Raw genomic sequence first — 20079 nt, 5'->3', positions numbered from 1 at the left:
AATACTATGTGCGCCGGCAAGCTTTTCTGTGGCGGCATGGACATGCTCAAGCATATTTAACAGTTTTTCATGCGTTCCGGATATAAAAGAGGGCTGTCCCACCAGGTCGTGGAATACAACCTGCTGGGACAGCCCTCTTTAAGTGTTTACAATATGCCTGCTTCGCGCATTTCTTTTTTCCGTTTAAACCCGAAGCCCATGATGGCCATCAACAAAAGAGTGGAAAGGAAAATGCCGGTCACGCTGCGAAGTGCCACTGCGACGCCGATGAGCACCATCGCCCCGATTGCCGCCAACGAATAAAGTACAAAAATCCATTTTATATTATGCCATGATTCTATGATCGCTTCTTTCATACCGCCTAACCTCCTGCATCTGAGAAAATAAAATCGTAGGGTTTTTCCCCTATATGTGCTATACTAGCACAGTTATAGGCTCGAAAAAAGAATATTGGAGTGAAAGTATGACTAACCTAAGAAATGATTTACGCAACATTGCTATTATCGCACACGTTGACCACGGCAAAACGACATTGGTGGATCAGTTGCTTCAACAATCCGGGATCTTCCGGTCCAACGAACATGTTGAAGAGCGGGCAATGGATTCTAACGACATTGAGAGAGAGCGCGGAATTACGATTCTGGCAAAGAACACCGCGATTCAATATAAAGATGCTAAAATCAATATTTTGGATACGCCAGGCCACGCCGATTTCGGCGGTGAAGTCGAGCGCATCATGAAAATGGTAGACGGCGTATTGCTCGTCGTCGATGCTTACGAAGGCTGTATGCCGCAAACGCGCTTCGTATTGAAAAAAGCGCTTGAGCAAAACTTGAAACCGATTGTTGTCGTCAATAAAATCGACCGTGATTTCGCGCGTCCGGATGAAGTTGTCGATGAAGTCATCGAATTGTTCATCGAACTTGAAGCAAACGACGACCAATTGGAATTCCCGGTCATCTTCGCATCAGGCATGAACGGAACGGCCAGCTTGTCATCGGACCCTGCTGACCAGGAAGAAAACATGCAGGTCATTTACGATGCCATCATGGACCACGTCCCGGCACCGATCGATAACCGCGAGGAGCCCCTGCAATTCCAAGTAGCGCTTCTTGATTATAACGATTATGTCGGCCGTATCGGTATCGGACGCGTATTCCGCGGCACGATTGAAGTCGGCCAATCCGTTTCCTTGATGAAACTGGACGGATCCGTGAAAAACTTCCGCATCACGAAAATTCACGGCTTCATGGGCTTGAAGCGCGTTGAGATCCAAAAAGCCGAAGCAGGCGATTTGATCGCAATCTCTGGCCTCGAAGACATCAACGTTGGAGAGACGGTATGCCCGCAAGACCATCCGGAAGCATTGCCGGTGCTCCGCATTGACGAGCCGACGCTGCAAATGACATTCCTTGTCAACAACAGCCCATTCGCCGGCAAAGAAGGCAAGTTCATCACATCGAGAAAAATCCAGGAACGATTGGATGCCCAATTGGAAACGGACGTTTCCTTGCGCGTCGATCCTACCGATTCACCGGATGCATGGGTCGTCTCCGGCCGTGGGGAATTGCATCTATCGATCTTGATCGAAAACATGCGCCGTGAAGGGTTCGAACTTCAAGTATCGAAACCTGAAGTCATTGTGCGCATGGTGGATGGCGTCCGCTGCGAACCGGTTGAACGCGTTCAAGTGGATGTTCCTGAAGAATACACTGGCGCAATCATCGAATCACTCGGTGAACGTAAAGGTGAAATGCTAGACATGATCAACAACGGAAACGGTCAAGTGCGTTTGGTATTCAACGTCCCTGCACGAGGATTGATCGGCTACACGACCGAATTCTTGACGCAGACACGCGGTTACGGGATCATCAACCACACATTCGACAGCTACCAGCCAGTCACATCAGGACGCGTAGGCGGCCGCCGCCAAGGCGTGCTCGTTTCCATGGAACGTGGAAAAGCATCCACTTACGGCTTGATGGGCATCGAAGACCGCGGCACTTCATTCGTGGAAGTCGGCACTGAAATCTATGAAGGCATGATCGTCGGTGAACATAACCGCGATAATGATTTGACTGTGAATATCGTCAAGATCAAAGCGGCTACCAACATCCGTTCAGCCAACAAAGACCAGACAACGACGATGAAGAAAGCGCGCCTAATGAGCCTTGAAGAAGCCCTTGAATACTTGAATGAAGACGAGTATTGCGAAATCACCCCTCAATCGATCCGGTTGCGCAAGAAGATCCTGGATAAGAATGAGCGTGAACGTGCTGCTAAGAAGAAGAAAGTAGCCATCGAAGAATAAACAACTGGAAGGATGTATAATCAGTGGACGAGCAGGCTTTTGTCTATGAAAATATGTATCCGGTAGCCCGCATTCTTTACCAGAATTTGCCGAATTTCGATGTGGCGGGATATGCGCTGTTTGCCGTCATCTTCCTGCTATCGGCAATCGTGTACAAATTGGGCTTTGCCAAAAAATTATCAATCGGAAAAAATGCAGTCATTATCTTGTTCTTGGCTGCGGGAGGGCTTGGCCTGACATTCCTGGCCTTTTTCCTGCCCGTGGTTGAAGGCTTGATCATAGCCGCATTGATCCTCATCCTTTATAAAATCCGCCTTTGGCGCGAAAAACGCGAAAACGCTGCTTCTCAATGAGAGGCAGCGTTTTTGCGTTCAAATGTTTTATAGAGTATCGGTAAGAGCAGCGCATATGTCAGATGGGCCAGTATCCAGTAGAGGAATGCGCCCATATCGGTAGGTTCCGGTACATCGGCTTCCACCGCCAATATGGCCAGCGGGAAAAACAGGAGGTAGGTTGGCAAGGTAAGCACCAAGCTGATGATCGTCAATTGGCCGAACGTATAGCGCCGGCGTTTAGCAATGTATACATAAACGATGCCGATCACCAGTGAGATGATTAGATGAAAAACGAATTCAGTCAGTTCCGACCAATTCACCTGGTTGACCAGGGGAATGAAATCGACATTCAATAGCAATTCGTAATTCCGGACGCCGGTCACCGCCTGCATCCATTTCAGCAATAATCCGAGAATAAGGCCGCTCCAGAAACCGATCCACAACCCCTTCAGAACTTTCATCAGAAATCATCCTCGATGCTGCGGGAACTGCGGAAGAAATGGAAATGTCCGGTCGCTAGGCGCTCTTCTGTCCGTTTGGTGATCCGGTCATGGCATTCCTTGCACATATGCGTGTGGATCGGCCGGTTTCGCAGGCGCTTGGCTTGCAGCGTATCGTCTTCAAGTTCTTCGAGTTTATCGCAGATGACGCATTGAACACGCATAGATATTCCTCCTATTCTACCCGGATAGCGGAGACGTCGGTAATCGGCTGGTCGATATTCGAACCATCCGGCAACAGGATATGGACAGGCCCATCTTCCCGGAGCGGTTTTCCGTCCTGGCTGAATTTGAATATCAATTGCTTGGCCGCTTCGATCGGGAAAGCATGTTCCCCCGAAGCGGTCTCGAATACCACCTTCGTTGCGCTGCTGGCAGGCTCTGCATTTTCGAGGAATGGCTGGAACCGCATGCCGAAAGTGCCTGTCAGCATATCTTGTTTGTCCTGTCGCTTGTATTTCTTCTCGGAATTCAAGGTTGGCGGAACGGTGGCGCCTTCCATGATTTCACGCGACCAATGTTCGCCCATGCCGCGTTTGTATTCTTCAAGCTCATCTTTGTCGACGTGGTGGTCTGTAAAGAAAGTCCGGAGATCCAGTTTGCGGTCATCGAAAATCCACACGGTCGGATCCAAGGTCACTTTGTATTGGACTTCTCCTTTAAACGGTATGATGAATTCCATAAATAAAACCCTCCATTATAATATCTCTCTTCTTCAGTATAACTGTTCGGCCCCGATTCCCAAAGGGTTTAATCCCTTTTATGAGAGACTTGCAATTTGACAGCGTAAAAGATACACTTTAAACAGGCTAATGGAGCAGAAATACAAGTGATGGGGGAGTCCTCATGGAACATACAGAAGAACAGACTTATCAGGAAAAAGCGCTAGAACTCCTTAAAGCTGATGCAGAGAAAATCGAGCAATTGATCAAGGTGCAGATGGATCATCTTACATTGCCGTCCTGCCCTTTATATGAAGAAGTTCTTGATACGCAAATGTTTGGCTTATCACGGGAAATCGATTTTGCCGTCAAACTCGGCCTGATCGAACGTGAGACTGGTAAAAATTTAATGGATACGCTGGAGAAGAAACTGTCCATCCTCCACGATGCGTATACAAATAAATGACCTAAAACTCAAACGATTCCAGTTTGAGTTTTTTTACTAATGAATCCAATTGAATGAGGTATAAAAACAATGAAATCCTACATCAAGAAATACGGAAAATACATAGACTATCCCCTACTCTTCACTTATCTGGCCCTGACCGTTTTCGGGCTGATCATGATTTACTCCTCAAGCATGGCCTGGTCCGTGAACTATTATGATGACTCGCCGGACCGTTTCTACATACAGCAATTGATCAACCTGGCCATCGCATATCCTGTATTCCTCCTCGCGGCCATATTTCCCTATAAACATTTCAAGAAAAAATGGATGATGGCCAGCGTACTCGCGGTGATTTTCACGGGGCTCATCCTGGTCCACTTCATCGGCTTTGCGGCAGGCGGTGCGAAAAGCTGGATCAGCCTCGGTTTCGCCAATATCCAGCCATCGGAAGTCGCCAAAGTCGGCTTGATTTTCTATTTGGCAGGGGTGTTTTCCAATAAATACCGCAACGGTTCCATCAACAAATTGAACGAATCGATCATCCCGCCGGTCATCATCTTGACGGCTGTCTTGCTGTTGGTTTTCCTTGAGCCTGACTTAGGTTCGATGGTCATTATAGGGGCTGTCGGCCTATCGGTCATGGCAGCATCGGGCGTCCGCCTGAAACCGTTCGTGAAATTGGCAGGGATTGTCATTGCGGCTGCTGCCGTATTCATTGTCCCGGCGATGATGTTCGCCAAAGACCTGATTTTCACGGAAAAGCGGATGGGGCGCATCGATGCCTTCTTTAACCCGTTTTCCGATGAACTCGGGTTCGGCTTCCAGATCGTCAACGGTTATTTGGCGATCGGCTCAGGCGGGCTGAGCGGTCTCGGGCTCGGCCAATCCATCCAGAAGCTCGGCTATTTGCCCGAACCCCATACCGATTTCATTATGTCCGTCATTGCGGAAGAGCTCGGTGTCCTTGGGGTATTCGTCGTCATCGGCGGCCTTGGCTTCATTGTGCTGCGGGGATTATGGATTGCCATGACGACGAGCGATCCGCTTGCGCGCATGCTTGCCGCCGGTGTCGCAAGCATGATCGGCATCCAATCCTTTGTTAATCTCGGCGGGCTGTCAGGCATCATCCCGCTGACAGGGGTGACGCTTCCATTTATAAGCTATGGCGGAACTTCGGTAATTTTGTTATCGTTAGCTATGGGAGTATTGATGAATGTTTCCATGTTTAATAAATACGAAAAAACGAAAAAGTAAAGGGTGTGCGTCGGAGTGAAAGAGATTAACAAGATCTTAGTAGCCAACCGCGGAGAAATCGCAATTCGGATCTTCCGCGCCTGTACAGAACTGAATCTTCGGACAGTTGCGATCTATTCGCAGGAAGACAGCGGTTCGTTTCATCGTTACAAAGCTGACGAATCGTATTTAGTCGGCAAGGGCAAAAAGCCGATCGATGCTTATCTGGACATTGAAGACATCATCCGCATCGCCAAAGACTCAGGGGTGGATGCCATTCACCCAGGGTATGGATTCTTATCCGAAAACGTGCATTTTGCGCGGCGCTGTGAAGAAGAAGGCATTATATTCATCGGGCCGACATCACGCCATCTCGATATGTTCGGCGATAAAGTCAAGGCCCGTGAACAGGCGATCGCGGCAGGCATCCCTGTCATTCCGGGAACTGACGGCCCTGCCGAATCACTGGCAGAAGTGGAAGCGTTTGCCGGGCAAGCAGGATTCCCATTGATGATCAAAGCCTCACTCGGTGGCGGCGGGCGCGGCATGCGCATCGTGAAAGACGCTGAGGAACTGGCATCGGCTTACGAACGGGCGAAATCCGAAGCGAAAGCTGCTTTCGGTTCCGACGAAATGTATGTGGAAAAATTCGTAGACCAACCGAAACATATCGAAGTGCAAATCCTCGGGGATGCAGAAGGCAATATCATTCATTTATATGAACGTGATTGCTCGATCCAGCGCCGCCACCAAAAAGTGGTGGAAATTGCACCTTCAAACTCTATCAGCAGCAGCTTGCGCAATGAAATTTGCGATGCAGCTGTGAAACTCATGAGAAATATCGATTACATAAATGCAGGAACCGTCGAGTTTCTGGTAGCGGGCGATGACTTTTATTTCATCGAAGTCAATCCCCGTATCCAAGTGGAGCACACGATCACGGAAATGGTGACGGGGATCGATATCGTCCATGCACAGATTCATATCGCGCGTGGGCATGCGCTCCACAGTGAAGCGATCGGCATCCCGAAACAAGAGGATATCCCGTTGTTCGGTTTTGCCATCCAATCCCGTGTGACGACTGAAGACCCATTGAACGACTTCATGCCGGATGCCGGGAAACTGATGGTTTACCGTTCAGGCGGCGGATTTGGCGTGCGCTTGGATGCCGGCAACGGGTTCCAGGGAGCGGTCATTTCCCCTTATTATGATTCACTGCTCGTAAAAGTGTCGACTTGGGCGACAACGTTCAAAGAAGCCGCGGCGAAAATGGACCGCAACTTGCAGGAATTCCGGATACGCGGAATCAAAACGAATATCCCGTTCCTTGAAAATGTGGTGAAACATCCAAATTTCATCAACGGAGACTTTAACACCAGCTTTATCGACAACACGCCTGAACTGTTTAAGTTCCCGGTGCGTCAAGACCGTGGAACGAAATTGCTCAGCTATATCGGCAATGTGACGGTGAATGGCTTCCCTGGGATCGAAAAGAAAAAGAAACCGATTCATGCGGCCCCGCGCAAACCGGAAATCGACATCGTCACGGAAGTTCCATCCGGCACGAAACAGATTCTCGATGAACGCGGGCCGGAGGGCTTGGCGAAATGGATCCTTGAACAAGATGACGTGCTATTGACAGATACCACGTTGCGTGATGCCCATCAATCACTGCTTGCGACGCGCATGCGTTCACATGATATGTTTGCGGTCGCAAAAGAAACGGCCCGCCTCCAAAGCGATTTGTTCTCGATGGAGATGTGGGGAGGCGCGACATTCGATGTGTCCTACCGCTTCCTGAAGGAAGATCCGTGGCAGCGCCTCATCAAATTGCGTGAAGACATTCCGAATGTGCTGTTCCAGATGCTGTTCCGCGGCGCCAATGCCGTCGGCTATAAAAACTATCCGGATAACGTCATCCGTGAGTTTGCCCGGACCTCGGCTGAAGCCGGAATCGATGTCTTCCGCATCTTCGATAGCCTCAACTGGATCAAAGGGATGGAAGTCGCGATTGATGAAGTCCGGAACTCCGGAAAAGTTGCGGAAGCGGCGATTTGCTATACAGGGGACATTCTAGACCCGAGCCGTGATAAATACACGGTTCAATACTATAAAGATATGGCGAAAGAGCTGGAAGCAGCAGGCGCCCATATCCTGGCCATCAAAGACATGGCCGGATTGCTTAAGCCGGAAGCGGCATACCGCCTCGTGTCGGAGCTGAAGGATACGGTGTCCTTGCCGATCCATTTGCACACACACGATACGAGCGGCAACGGCATCTACCTTTATTCCAAAGCGATCGAAGCAGGTGTCGATATCGTCGATACGGCACTCGGCACGATGGCGGGGCTCACCTCGCAGCCAAGCGCCAACTCATTGTATTATGCGATGAGCGGTGGCAAGCGGAACATCAAAGCCGATATCGGGTCTCTTGAAACGATGTCCCATTATTGGGAAGATGTCCGAAAATACTACAGCGATTTCGAAAGCGGCATGAACAGCCCGCATTCCGAAATCTATGTCCACGAAATGCCGGGCGGGCAGTACAGCAACCTGCAGCAGCAGGCAAAAGCGGTCGGCCTTGGCATGCGCTGGGAAGAAGTGAAGGAAATGTATTCCCGCGTCAACATGTTATTCGGCGATGTCGTGAAAGTCACGCCGTCTTCGAAAGTCGTAGGGGACATGGCATTATTCATGGTCCAGAACGAACTGGATGAAAAGACGGTGCTGACGCGCGGGGAGAACATCGATTTCCCTGAATCGGTCATCGAATTCTTCGAAGGTTATATCGGCCAGCCGCACGGCGGCTTCCCGAAAGAGTTGCAGAAAGTGATCCTGAAAGGGCGCGAACCGATTACCGTGCGCCCTGGTGAACTGCTTGAACCTGCAGACTTCGAGGCCATCCGTGAGAAACTGTTCGAGCGCCTGCAGCGTCCGGTCACCAGCCACGAAGTGTTGGCTTATGCGCTATACCCGAAAGTGTTCGAAGAGTACAGCGTGACAAACCAGACCTTCGGGGATGTATCGGTTCTCGATACATTGACCTTCCTCTACGGCATGCGCCTGAGCGAAGAAATCGAAGTCGAGATCGAAAAAGGAAAGACCTTGATGATCAAGCTTGTGTCGATCGGCGAACCGCAAAAAGACGGCACGCGCATCATCTACTTTGAATTGAACGGCCAGCCACGTGAAATCAGCATCCAGGATATGACGGTTGAAACCGATTCGGCGGCTAAATCGAAAGCTGACCCGACGAAAGAAAACCATATTGCAGCGACGATGCCTGGTACTGTCCTGAAAGTTGTCGGTGAAAAAGGATTGAAAGTGAAACGCGGCGACCACTTGCTCGTCACAGAAGCGATGAAGATGGAGACGACCGTCCAGGCACCATTTGACGGAACCATCCAGGAAATCTATGTGACAGCTGGCGATGGCATTTCAACAGGCGATTTGCTCATTGAAATGGAGCCGAAATAAAATGAAAAATCCGGTGCGAGCTCGCACCGGATTTTTTATTTGGATTTGATGAACTTGCTTCTGGATACAAGAAGGACCATATAACATAGCAATCCGAAAAGCATCGAAATCAGCAAGGAGTGGAGCAGGGCGACTGCCAGGTTCAATTTCGTCAAGACGACAAGCATGCCTGTCGTCGCTTGAAGAAGAACGATGATGAAGGCGATAATCCAGCCCCAATAAATGACACGCTGATCGCGGTAATGGCGGTACGCATGCAGCGCGATCACGCCGAGCCAGATGACGATAAGTGCAGCGGCAAACCGATGGCCCATCTGGACCCATTCATACATATTCCCAGGCAGCGCGAACTGGTCGTTTCGGCATAATGGCCAATCGGAACAGATCAGGCTAGATTCTGTGTGGCGCACAAGGGCCCCTGTGTAAACCACGACGTAAGAATACAAAGCCACGCCGAGCGTATGGTATTTCAATGTGCGGCCGATTTGCACACGGTCCGCATCGAATTTGCGATCGACTTCAAATATAAGCAAGGTCAAAAGCAGCACCGCAGCAAACGACAGGAGGGAAATCCCGAAGTGGAGCGCGAGAATGAAATCGCCCTGGCCCCACAGAACCTGGGCAGCCCCGATCAAGGCCTGCAATACTAGGAAGAACACAGCCATGAAGGCAAGAAACTTCGTTTCCCGCACATGGCCAAATTTTCGCCAAGCCCAGACCGCTAAAACCACGATCAAGATCCCGACCACGCCCGTTACCAGGCGATGGGAGAACTCGATCAGCACTTCAGCGGTGATTTCGCGGGGGATCAAGTTGCCGTTGCAATCCGGCCAGTTACGGCCGCAGCCCATGCCGCTGTCGGTTTTGGTGACCAATGCCCCGCCGAGGAGGATGAGCAACATGCCGATAGAAGCAAGAACCCGAATATTTTAATATAGATGTTGCTTTTCAAAATGCCACCTACTTTTTTTAGAAAAACTTTTAAGCGTTTAACGATATCCTGCATACTCGATGATAGCGAAACTGCGTTTAAAATACAACGAGAAATCAGCGTTCGCCTAAACTTTCAAGAATTGGACATATTAGCAGCGACCTTCACAAACTGTTCAAAAACAGCGTTTTTTCTATCTTAAAATAACGAGGGGGCTACTGTATGATTAGAGATGAATATTTGTAAGACCAATTGCGTGAAATCATCATTTATATCAGGAAATTTCAGTAATATGTAGAAAAGAAGCTGGAATTTAGATATAGTTATGGTTAGCGGAATATGCTTACAACTTTGAAAGGAGGGAGTTATATGTCAAACGGCCGGTCTTTGCCTGCAGAACCGACCGATGCTGTAGAATCGAGCACGTTCACTAAAGATTTTCTGGCACTTATTAAGATTGGGATCGTCAATTCCAATTTAATTACCGTCTTTACGGGACTTTGGCTCGCTTTCCAGTTTTCGGATAAGAATTTCCTGGACCATATGGATATTCTCGTCTATACCATCGTCGGTTCGGCATTGATCATTGCAGGGTCTGCGGCGATGAATAATTATATCGACACAGATATCGACCCGTTGATGGCCAGCAAGAAAGCCCGCCCGACAGTTACGGGCAGGTTCAAGCCATCTGCTGTCTTGGCACTCGCCATTTCTTTCATTGTTATAGGCGAACTCTTTTTGTTTTCCGCTTCTGTTTCAGCAGGTCTGTTTGGAATCGCCGGCATCTTGGCCTATGTCGTTCTTTACTCGATGTGGTCGAAGAGAAAGCATGTCGGCAATACGATCGTCGGCAGCATTTCCGGCGCAATCCCGCCTTTAATCGGCTGGGCTGCGGTGGAGCCGACGCTCGGCACGGGCGCGTGGGCGCTGTTTCTGATTATGTTCATCTGGCAGCCGCCGCATTTTTATGCGCTTGCGATGAAACGGACGGAAGAGTATCGGGCCGCAAATATTCCGATGCTTCCGGTGGTCAAAGGATTCCACCGGACAAAGAAATCGATGCTTGCATGGGTTTTACTGCTTTTCCCATTGCCGTTCCTGCTTATGGAACTTGGGATAGGCTTCATCATCTTAGCGACAGCGTTGAATATCGGATGGCTTGTTCTGGCGATTCGTGGTTTCAAGGCAGCGGATGATTTGAAATGGGCGAAGAAAATGTTCATCTATTCGTTGAACTATATGACGATCCTATTTGTCTCGATGATCATTTTCGCTGTATTCGCCTAAATTTCTCTTTTACTTAACTGTAAAACATTTTATTCAGAGAGGGGTATGAAAAGCTATGATGAAAGGACCTAAGAAATGGCGCCTCTTCGCATTGATGACCGCATTGCTTGTTTTTCTTTCAGGCTGTGGGCGTGAAGAGATCTCGACGCTGATACCGGCTGGTAAGGTCGCCCAAGATCAGTTCAACTTGCTGATTTTGTCTTCCATTGTCATGTTATTCGTTATCATCGTCGTCACTATCATCTATGTATTGGCAATTGTTAAATTCCGCCGTTCAAAAGTAGGGGAGGATATGATCCCTGAACAAGTTGAAGGAAGCGCGCGTCTTGAGTTTATCTGGACAGCGATTCCAATCGTCCTGCTTTTAATCCTCGCTGTTCCGACGGTCTATGCAACATTCGACTTGGCTGATGTCACGGCGATGGACGCAACGGACGAAGAAGGTGCGGCTGAGAACTTGACGGTCAATGTTACCGGTAAGCTTTACTGGTGGGAATTCGAGTATCCTGAACAGGAGATCATCACTGCACAGGAACTGGTCGTCCCGACTGGCGAACGCGTCTACTTCAACTTGATTGCCGCAGACGTTAAGCACTCGTTCTGGATCCCTTCTGTCGGCGGTAAACTCGACGTCAACCCTGAAAACGTCAACACGTTCTATCTGGAATTCGACAAGGAATCTTCAGAACTTGAAGAAGGCGTTTACTTCGGTAAATGCGCCGAGCTTTGCGGGCCATCCCACGCTTTGATGGATTTCAAGGTCAAGACGCTTAACCGCGAAGACTTTGATGCATGGGTAGCTGCAATGCAGGAAGAACAAGCTGCGCCTACAGAAACTGTTGCTCAAGAAGGACAGGAAATCTTCGAGCAAAGCTGTATCGCCTGCCACGCAACTAATGCAGCAGGAGCAGCTCCTGGAGTAGGGCCAAACCTTACAACATTCGGCGACCGCAATACAATCGCCGGCTTCATGGAACATGATGAAGAAACACTGAAAAACTGGATTGCTGACCCTCAGCAATACAAGCCAGGCAACTTGATGCCTAATCCAGAAGAAATCAACAATGGAGAACCATTCTCTGATCAAGAGCTCGATGCGCTTGCAGCATACTTGATGAGCTTGAAAGTTGAAGAGTAAAAGTTAAAAAAGGAGGTAAACTATTGTGAGTTCTAACTCTCAGAAAAAGGGTTTCGGCGCTACAATATGGGACTACTTGACAACGGTAGACCATAAGAAAATCGCGATCCTTTACTTGATCTCCGGCGGATTCTTCTTCCTAGTCGGCGGCGTGGAAGCGATGTTGATCCGGATTCAGCTGATGAAAGCCGGAAACGATTTCCTTAGTGCCGGAACATACAACGAAGTTTTAACAATGCATGGAACGACCATGATCTTCCTTGCGGCCATGCCAATCCTCTTGGCATTCATGAACGCCGTCTCGCCTTTGCAAATCGGCGCGCGTGATGTTGCGTTTCCTTTCCTGAACTCACTTGGGTTCTGGCTATTCTTCTTCGGGGGCGTATTCCTGAACCTTTCATGGTTCCTAGGCGGGGCACCGGATGCAGGATGGACAAACTACGCTTCTTTGGCGCTTGCCTCTGAAGGCCACGGAATCGATTTCTATTCACTCGGTTTGACGATCTCCGGTTTCGGTACATTGATCGCGGGGATTAACTTCCTTGTTACGATCATCAATATGCGTGCCCCGGGTATGACCTACATGAGAATGCCGCTTTTCACTTGGACGACTTTCGTAGCGTCCGCGTTGATTCTCTTGGCATTCCCTCCACTGACTGTCGGGATCTTCTTCATGGTATTCGACCGTTTGTTCGGGGCTAATTTCTTTGATGTAACGATGGGCGGTAACACGATCATCTGGGAGCACTTCTTCTGGATTTTCGGTCACCCGGAAGTTTACATCTTGATTTTGCCGGCGTTCGGTATTTTCTCTGAAATCTTTGCGATTTTCTCGCGCAAACGCCTATTCGGTTATACCGCTTTGGTCTTTGCGACAATCCTGATCGGTTTCTACGGCTTCATGGTCTGGGCACACCACATGTTTACAGTTGGTCTTGGGCCGACAGCTAACGCGGTATTCGCCCTCGCAACGATGATCATCGCAGTTCCGACAGGGATCAAGATCTTTAACTGGCTACTTACGATCTGGGGAGGAAGCATTTCTTTCACAGTACCGATGATTTACGCTGTTGCGTTTATCCCGTCATTCGTTGCCGGTGGGGTAACAGGTGTCATGCAGGCGATTGCGCCGCTTGATTACCAGCTTCACGATTCTTACTTCATCGTTGCCCACTTCCATTACGTAATCGTCGGTGGTGTCGTATTGGCTATCCTGGCAGGTACGCACTTGTACTGGCCGAAAATGTTCGGTACGATGTTAAGCGAAAAACTCGGAAAGTGGACATTCTGGTTCTTCTTCATCGGATTCCATTTGACATTCTTTATCCAGCATTTCCTCGGCCTAATGGGCATGCCTCGCCGTGTTTACACGTTCGGAGCAGATCAAGGCTGGGATCTATTTAACGCAATCAGCTCGGCAGGTGCTTTGTTCATGGCGATCGGTGTCATCATCCTTCTCGTCAACGTCGTCATGACGGTTGCGAAGAATGAGCGCGTCGGAAATGACCCATGGGGCGACGGCCGTACACTTGAATGGGCGATCCCGTCACCACCGCCATTCTATAACTTTGCACAAACACCGCTTGTCCGTGGACTTGACCCGTATTGGATCGAGAAAATGGAAGGCAATAAAGAAGGCATGGTCTACGCAGAACCACTCGGCGACATCCACATGCCGAACGGTTCATTCATTCCTTTCGTCATCTCTCTTGGGATGTTCATCGCATCATTCGGTGCCATGTACTTCATGGACGATAAAGCATGGGCGCTGCCGGTATTGATCGGCGGTCTTGCGATTACATTCGGTTCAATGCTCGTCCGTTCATTGAAAGATGACCTTGGTTTCCATGTAACGAAAGAAGAATTGATTGCGGACCATGAACGCATTCAAAGAGAAGCGAGAGCGCTGGAAGGAGGCAAAAAAGGTGGACTTAAATAAACGATATACCCCACAAACCTGGCCCGATCATCCTGAAACGGCGACGCTCGAAGGGAAGAATAAGTTCGTTGGTTTCTGGCTGCTATTGGCAGCTGAGACCGTCACCTTCGCCTCTCTCTTCGCAACATATCTTGCGTTGAAAGACAAAGGCCCAAGCGGAATGGAATTTTCCGCTGCCGGCTTGTTCGAATTGCCGCTCGTTTTCGCCATGACGATGATCCTTTTGACATCTTCATTGACAAGTGTCTATGCGATCTACCATATGAAGAACCATAATTTCAAGGCGATGCAAGCATGGCTTGGAATTACGGTCCTATTGGGGCTCGCGTTCCTCGGCTTGGAAATTTACGAGTTTAACCACTATGTACATCTTGGCTTTGGCTATACCAATAGTGCTTTCAGTTCCGCTTTCTATACCTTAGTCGGGACGCACGGTGCCCACGTAGTCTTCGGGCTTAGCTGGTTCATCGCTTTGATGATCCGTAACGCTAAACGCGGATTGAACATGTACAACGCGCCGAAGTTCTATCTTGCTGCTCTTTATTGGCATTTCATTGACGTAGTGTGGGTGTTCATCTTCACTGTAGTCTATCTGATGGGAGTGATCGGTTAATATGGCACACGATACTCACGATATTCACAGATCCAGAGCAGAATTCGAATTCATAAAGAAAAAACGTGCCGCTGAAATGCGCGGCCAGTTGACATCGTTCGCTATGATGATCTTCCTGACATTGATCGCGTTCACGCTGGTGGCAGCTGACTTCTCCAATTACTTGATCGTGCCGATCATCCTATTATTGGCGGCCATCCAAGTAGTGCTTCAACTGTATCATTTCATGCACATGAGCAATAAAGGCCATGGCGTGATGGCATTCTTCATGTTCAGCGGCATGTTTGTCGCGTTCTTGACTGTCCTTGCGATGGTCACCATCGTTTGGTGGTAAAAGGTAAAACTCCGGACTTTTCACAGTCCGGAGTTTTTTTGTTTGCGGTCGAAAGCTATCAAATGTCATGATTCGTTCATTGATATGGCGGGGCATCCCCGATATAATGAGGTTACTTAAGGAAAAAGGAGGTACGGTCTAATGCCGATCAGCATTTTTGGCTTCGAGGCGTTATGGAGCCCCTGGTATTTCGGATTTCTCGTACTGATTACGCTTTTCTACTTTCTGCTTACCACAAAGTGGAGACATAAATTCACTGATAGTGAACCGCTTCAAACGAAACAAGCCCTGCTCTTTGTATCAGGCGTGGCATTGATCTATCTCTTGAAAGGGTCGCCGGTCGATTTGCTTGGCCACATCACCTTGACGATGCACATGGTCCAGATGGCGCTGCTCTTGCTATTGGCTGCCCCTCTCATCATCATGGGAATCCCTTCATACTTGTGGCGGGCTTTCATCGGTTTGCCGATCATCAACCCTTTGTTCATGTTCTTCACTAAACCGTTGATCGCTTTGCTATTGTTCAGCTTGTTCTTTTCGGTTTACCACTTGCCGCTTGTCTTCGATTTTGTCAAGCAGGATATGCTGATCCACAGCATCGTCAGCACTTTGCTGTTCGTATCGGCCCTTCTATACTGGTGGCCAGTCGTCAACAACCTGGAAGGCATGCATAAATTCCATGGACTGAAGAAACTGGGTTATCTATTCGGATTGAGTGTCTTGATGACACCGGCTTGTGCATTGATCATTTTCAGCACGACACCATTCTATGCCACTTACTCGGATGGGGAGGCATGGATGCAGGCAATGGCCCTCTGCGTGCCCGCCGGCACCCTGGCCCAGCTGAACTTGTCCGGCCCGGAACTCTTCACGAATATGTCGCTGATCGAAGACCAACGCACAGGCGGCATCACGATGAAGATCATCCAGGAATTGGTATTTACAGTCTTCATCTGGCTGGTTTTCCATGAATGGCTCAAGAACGAAACTGCCAATGCAGATGAAATCACTGCCAAAGTCTTGCAGGACCGTAAAGATATGGCGTATTACAGACATAATGGGCAATGACCCAAAAGGAGTTTAATTAAATGAATTTGCCGCTATTGCCAACTATCAGCACCTTCTTTATCGTCTTGAGCGCCATATTGGTGGCGATCGGATGGAACTTGATCCGCAAACGCCGTATCGAAGCACATAAAAAAATGATGCTCGCTGCCGGGGCCGCTGCGCTGACGTTTTTCATCATCTATGTTTCGCGTACCCTTTTTGTCGGAAACACCGCATTCGGGGGCCCCGATGAGCTGAAGATCTATTACACTGTATTCTTGATTTTCCATATCACGCTTGCGACCATCGGGGCAGTGATGGGATTGCTGACCATCTACTGGGGCTTGAAAAACCGTCTCGACAAACACCGTAAAATCGGCCCGTTCACGAGTGTCATCTGGTTCTTCACCGCGATTACAGGCGTGACCGTCTACTTATTGCTGTATGTATTCTATGAAGGCGGGCATACGACATCGGTTTTCAAAGCCATCCTGGGCGGATAATAAAAAGCACTGAGCAAAATTTGCTCAGTGCTTTTTTATGGGCTTTAAATTTTAAACTCCATTTTGATGATTCCCGCTTCACGTGCAGAAGTAAAGAGAATGACCAGTAATGGCCCGATGAAGAAACCGAGAAACCCGATCAATTGAAGGCCGATGAACATGGCGATCAATGTGGCGAGCGGGGAGAGGCCGATCTGGGTGCCCATCACTTTAGGTTCGACCGTTCTGCGGATGACCAATAAGACCAAAGCCAGGATGGCAAGCTGCGTTCCTTGTACTATATCGCCAACGATGAACATATAGATGAACCATGGGGTCAGGACGATAATCGAACCGAGAATCGGAATGAAATCGATTACCCAAATGACCAGCGACATGACGATCGCATATTCAGGAGCGATAAACAACAAGGCAATCAAAGAAACGGCAAAGATGATCAAGCTGACAAGAAACTGCGCTTTCAGGAAACCGAAGACCACATTATTCAGCCTGGCGCTCATGAAGCGCACTTTTTCGGCAGTCGATTCCTTCAATCGATTGAACATCATGCCTTTTAGATCCATCAAGTCTAGCATGAATAAGAACAAGGCGATGAGGAAAACGATGAAACTCACCAAAAACGACGGGATGCCAGTCAAGAGATTGGTGACAGTATCGTAATTGACGAAAGTCAAGATCCAATCGCGGATGCCCTCGGCAAACGCAATCATTTCAGTTTCGAATGAATTAACGACTTCTACCGGCATTTCAGCTGTGGAGCGCAGGAAGAAAGCTTCCACTTCACCCCACATATGCGATAGAGAATTTGTATACTCTGGAACCATTTTTGAGAATTGGATAATTTGTCCAACCAACTGCGTGATGATCCAATAAACCAAGCCTGAAGCGATGACCAGGAACAGGATGAACACTGTGATGACTGCGCCTTTGCGTTCCCATTTGAACCTTGTCTGCACGAATTTCACAAATGGTTCAAGGAAGATGGCTGTAAGCAAGGCGATGATCAGCGGAACAGCGATCGGCAATATGTATATAGAGACTAACACCAGTACAGCGATGACTAGCAAGATTGTCGCCAGTTTTTTATTAAACCACTTGCCCACAATAAACCTCCTTCAATTGGCTGCGTGAAATTTCACGGCAAAGCGTTCGTTTAAAAAAACCGCAGTTCGTATTGAACTGCGGAAATTTTACGCTTTGATTTCGAACTCGGAAATTTCTTTTTTGATGGAAGCCAAAATTTCAGCGCTAGTTTTTAATAGGTGGTCCGGAAAATGCTCGTCTTCGCCATATTCGACGCCGTGCGGGTAGTAATGCTTGCCGATGACCGGCTTCAAGACGCGGACAATCGCATCGTTTGCATCAACATCCCCATCGATGGCGTATGCGAAAACACGCAAATAATAAGTGCCTTCACGGACCATAAATTTGCGGTCGTATGTGACGCGCTCATAATCCCATTGGCCTTCTTTCGTCAAACCATGCTTGTTCATGATGTCTTCAAGCAATGTAATATCCACTTCGATGTTCTCTAGTCCTGTATTTTCAAAATACATGGGATCTCCTCCTCTATAACAAAAAAAGACTGAATGCTCCTTTAATAATAGATCATATTTTAGGTACATGCAATGGCTAGATTGTGTCAGAATACAGGCGGCTGTTATAATGGGGAAAATGGGTGTCAGGAGCTGATTCAGTGAAGGACTTGTTACGCATCATGATTTTCTTGGCGATTGTCCTGATCGGACTGTTTTACTTGGACCCGTCCATCAGTGAAAATGAATTGCTGGAAGCGCCGCGGCCTGCCGACCCTTTGCCTGCCGATAACTTGACGGAATCGGGGCTCGATGTGGAACGCCCGGCAAGCGGGCTATCTGTACACATCGGCAAGCCTGCAAAAGAGTGGCTTACGGAACATGGCAAGCCCGAACGTATCGAGCCATCCGCTTATGGCTACGAATGGTGGGTGTATGATGCCGCTTATTCGAATTTTGTCATGGCTGGCGTGAAAGACGGGCATATCGTCCAAGTGTATGCGGCAGGGGAGTCGACCGATATCGAACCGTATGAAATCGGCCAGACGCTGGAAGACCTGTACAGGTTCACGATCATCCAGAACGAAGTAACCGTTAAATACGGCACCAATACCTATACGTTCAATTTAAGCGAGCAGGATATGGATAAGCGGATCCTGGTCAGCTTTGAGGACTTATACGCGCAATTATATATCGATGCTGAAGACCAGCAATTGGAGGCAGTCCGTTTCATGGATGCAGAAACGCTGATCCGCCATCAGCCGTACGATATGATGTATGCAGGTGATTTATTGGTGACGCCAAGGCCATCATCGACGCTTCAACGGTCGATCGACGAGGCGAATGCCAAGCAATTGGTCGATTTGACGAATGTCTACAGGCTGCGCCATCAACGTTCCTTGGTCCAGGAAAATATCGGCCTCAGTCTATTGGCTAAACAAACGAGTGAGGAAATGGCGCGGATGGAATTCACTTCCGAAGAGATGGAAGTGGAAGATCTCGAAGCCCGGCTGCAAGGGGCGGATATCCCGTTCGACCTCGCCGCGATCAACACGGCTTCACGTTATTACGACGCCCCCGAGACATTGCACGGCTGGTTCAATTCCCCGAGCCACCGGGGAACGTTATTGAACACGCAATACAATAAAGTCGGCGTCGGGGTGTTCGGCAAATACTACAGCCAGATCCTGTTGAAGCAGGATTTGGGTGCTTATGAAAGCCAATAGGGAAATCCCTTCAATGGATGGACATTCGCCGCTAGTCATTTCTAGAGTGAATAGCGTATGAATCTGGAAATAAATCTGATATGATGTAAGCGTAGAGGAGGAATGCAAAGTGATCATGACCTACGAATGGGTCGGTATAACTGACTCTGCGGACGAGCTGAGTGAAATGATACTGCAATCGGAGCAGGCTGCGAAATATCGCGATGCCTATGACTCTGTCTATAGCGATAAACTATTGGCGAGTGAGATTTACGATTTCGCCAGGCTGAAGGAACTGTACGAAGAAGTGCAGCGCTTCGGCAAATACCATCCGGATTACAAACGGGTGATGAAGCAAATCCGTGTGGACAAGCGGCGGCTGGACTTGAATGAAAAGGTGGCTGAGCTGCGGCTGGCGGAAAATGAGCTGCAGGACTTGATGGACCAGGTCAGCTTCATCCTTGGGCGGTCGGTCTCCGAAGCGGTCAAGATCCCTTCGAGCAATCCGTTCTTCTCATCGGATTCCTCATGCGGGAGCGGCTGCGGCACAGGAGGCGGCTGTTCCTGTTCCGCATAATGAA

General features: G+C 48.8%; 20 protein-coding genes and 1 pseudogene. 14 read left to right on the top strand and 7 right to left on the bottom strand.

What is annotated here, in order from left to right:
* Positions 1 to 146 precede the first annotated feature (146 nt).
* Positions 147 to 356, bottom strand: a complete 210-nt coding sequence (locus BBI15_RS10390; RefSeq protein ID WP_068869493.1) for a YlaF family protein — start codon at positions 354 to 356, stop codon at positions 147 to 149.
* Positions 357 to 463: 107 nt separating this feature from the next.
* On the opposite strand from BBI15_RS10390, the gene typA reads away from it, so the two are divergent.
* A complete protein-coding gene (typA, locus tag BBI15_RS10385) occupies positions 464 to 2311 on the top strand; it encodes a translational GTPase TypA (RefSeq protein WP_068869492.1) in 1848 nt (615 codons plus the stop codon).
* Positions 2312 to 2334: 23 nt separating this feature from the next.
* Positions 2335 to 2664 carry a YlaH-like family protein gene (locus tag BBI15_RS10380; RefSeq protein ID WP_068869491.1) on the top strand — a complete coding sequence of 110 codons (330 nt, stop codon included), beginning with the start codon at positions 2335 to 2337 and terminating at the stop codon, positions 2662 to 2664.
* Here BBI15_RS10380 and BBI15_RS10375 read toward each other — a convergent pair.
* The 3 genes from BBI15_RS10375 to BBI15_RS10365 are packed head-to-tail and all read right to left on the bottom strand — an operon-like array spanning position 2658 to position 3828.
* Complete coding sequence (locus BBI15_RS10375; protein WP_068869490.1) at positions 2658 to 3107, bottom strand: hypothetical protein; 450 nt, start codon at positions 3105 to 3107, stop codon at positions 2658 to 2660. The genes BBI15_RS10380 and BBI15_RS10375 overlap by 7 nt on opposite strands.
* Positions 3107 to 3310, bottom strand: coding sequence for a YlaI family protein (locus BBI15_RS10370; protein WP_068869489.1), 204 nt, complete (start codon positions 3308 to 3310; stop codon positions 3107 to 3109). Before BBI15_RS10370 ends, BBI15_RS10375 begins: the two co-directional genes overlap by 1 nt.
* Before the next feature lie 11 nt (positions 3311 to 3321).
* On the bottom strand, positions 3322 to 3828 hold the full coding sequence (locus tag BBI15_RS10365; protein ID WP_068869488.1) for a hypothetical protein: 507 nt from the start codon (positions 3826 to 3828) through the stop codon (positions 3322 to 3324).
* 164 nt (positions 3829 to 3992) lie between these two features.
* Between BBI15_RS10365 and BBI15_RS10360 the strand changes: the two genes are divergently transcribed.
* The 3 genes from BBI15_RS10360 (at position 3993) to pyc (ending at position 8966) form a co-directional block, all read left to right on the top strand.
* Positions 3993 to 4274 (top strand): Fpa/YlaN family protein, encoded by a 282-nt coding sequence (locus tag BBI15_RS10360; protein WP_058383475.1) that lies wholly within the window; start codon positions 3993 to 3995, stop codon positions 4272 to 4274.
* A gap of 69 nt (positions 4275 to 4343) precedes the next feature.
* Positions 4344 to 5510, top strand: a complete 1167-nt coding sequence (locus tag BBI15_RS10355; protein WP_068869487.1) for an FtsW/RodA/SpoVE family cell cycle protein — start codon at positions 4344 to 4346, stop codon at positions 5508 to 5510.
* A 15-nt stretch (positions 5511 to 5525) separates the two neighbouring features.
* Positions 5526 to 8966: a pyruvate carboxylase gene (gene pyc / locus BBI15_RS10350; RefSeq protein ID WP_068869486.1), complete on the top strand. Its 3441-nt coding sequence runs from the start codon at positions 5526 to 5528 to the stop codon at positions 8964 to 8966.
* A 35-nt stretch (positions 8967 to 9001) separates the two neighbouring features.
* Here pyc and BBI15_RS10345 read toward each other — a convergent pair.
* Positions 9002 to 9918: pseudogene (locus tag BBI15_RS10345) on the bottom strand (COX15/CtaA family protein).
* A 348-nt stretch (positions 9919 to 10266) separates the two neighbouring features.
* On the opposite strand from BBI15_RS10345, the gene cyoE reads away from it, so the two are divergent.
* From cyoE to BBI15_RS10310, 7 genes are all read left to right on the top strand, one after another.
* A complete protein-coding gene (cyoE, locus tag BBI15_RS10340; RefSeq protein ID WP_068869484.1) occupies positions 10267 to 11184 on the top strand; it encodes a heme o synthase in 918 nt (305 codons plus the stop codon).
* Positions 11185 to 11239: 55 nt separating this feature from the next.
* Positions 11240 to 12322, top strand: coding sequence for a cytochrome c oxidase subunit II (gene coxB, locus BBI15_RS10335; RefSeq protein ID WP_068869483.1), 1083 nt, complete (start codon positions 11240 to 11242; stop codon positions 12320 to 12322).
* A 25-nt stretch (positions 12323 to 12347) separates the two neighbouring features.
* Positions 12348 to 14261, top strand: a complete 1914-nt coding sequence (locus BBI15_RS10330; RefSeq protein WP_068869482.1) for a cytochrome c oxidase subunit I — start codon at positions 12348 to 12350, stop codon at positions 14259 to 14261.
* Entirely contained in the window at positions 14248 to 14874 is a 627-nt protein-coding gene (locus BBI15_RS10325; protein WP_068869481.1) for a cytochrome (ubi)quinol oxidase subunit III, read from the top strand. Before BBI15_RS10330 ends, BBI15_RS10325 begins: the two co-directional genes overlap by 14 nt.
* Before the next feature lies 1 nt (position 14875).
* The gene (gene ctaF / locus BBI15_RS10320; protein ID WP_068486106.1) at positions 14876 to 15208 is read left to right on the top strand and encodes a cytochrome c oxidase subunit IVB; all 333 of its coding nucleotides are present in this window, start codon (positions 14876 to 14878) and stop codon (positions 15206 to 15208) included.
* 141 nt (positions 15209 to 15349) lie between these two features.
* Positions 15350 to 16276 carry a cytochrome c oxidase assembly factor CtaG gene (gene ctaG, locus BBI15_RS10315; protein ID WP_068869480.1) on the top strand — a complete coding sequence of 309 codons (927 nt, stop codon included), beginning with the start codon at positions 15350 to 15352 and terminating at the stop codon, positions 16274 to 16276.
* 20 nt (positions 16277 to 16296) lie between these two features.
* The gene (locus BBI15_RS10310) at positions 16297 to 16758 is read left to right on the top strand and encodes a DUF420 domain-containing protein (RefSeq protein WP_068869479.1); all 462 of its coding nucleotides are present in this window, start codon (positions 16297 to 16299) and stop codon (positions 16756 to 16758) included.
* A 44-nt stretch (positions 16759 to 16802) separates the two neighbouring features.
* Here BBI15_RS10310 and ytvI read toward each other — a convergent pair whose 3' ends face one another.
* Together ytvI and BBI15_RS10300 are read right to left on the bottom strand one after the other, a co-directional pair.
* Complete coding sequence (ytvI, locus tag BBI15_RS10305) at positions 16803 to 17861, bottom strand: sporulation integral membrane protein YtvI (protein WP_068869478.1); 1059 nt, start codon at positions 17859 to 17861, stop codon at positions 16803 to 16805.
* A gap of 87 nt (positions 17862 to 17948) precedes the next feature.
* Positions 17949 to 18314, bottom strand: coding sequence for a YugN family protein (locus BBI15_RS10300; RefSeq protein ID WP_068869477.1), 366 nt, complete (start codon positions 18312 to 18314; stop codon positions 17949 to 17951).
* Positions 18315 to 18454: 140 nt separating this feature from the next.
* Here BBI15_RS10300 and BBI15_RS10295 point away from each other — a divergent pair, with 140 nt between their 5' ends.
* Both BBI15_RS10295 and BBI15_RS10290 read left to right on the top strand, forming a co-directional pair.
* Complete coding sequence (locus BBI15_RS10295; RefSeq protein WP_068869476.1) at positions 18455 to 19519, top strand: CAP domain-containing protein; 1065 nt, start codon at positions 18455 to 18457, stop codon at positions 19517 to 19519.
* A 109-nt stretch (positions 19520 to 19628) separates the two neighbouring features.
* Positions 19629 to 20075 carry a YlbF/YmcA family competence regulator gene (locus tag BBI15_RS10290; protein WP_068869475.1) on the top strand — a complete coding sequence of 149 codons (447 nt, stop codon included), beginning with the start codon at positions 19629 to 19631 and terminating at the stop codon, positions 20073 to 20075.
* Positions 20076 to 20079: the final 4 nt, after the last annotated feature.

The organism is Planococcus plakortidis (genome assembly GCF_001687605.2).
Classification (GTDB): Bacteria; Bacillota; Bacilli; order Bacillales_A; family Planococcaceae; genus Planococcus; species Planococcus plakortidis.
Note: the sequence above shows the minus strand (reverse complement) of the source record. Positions and strands in the feature narration are given on the sequence as shown.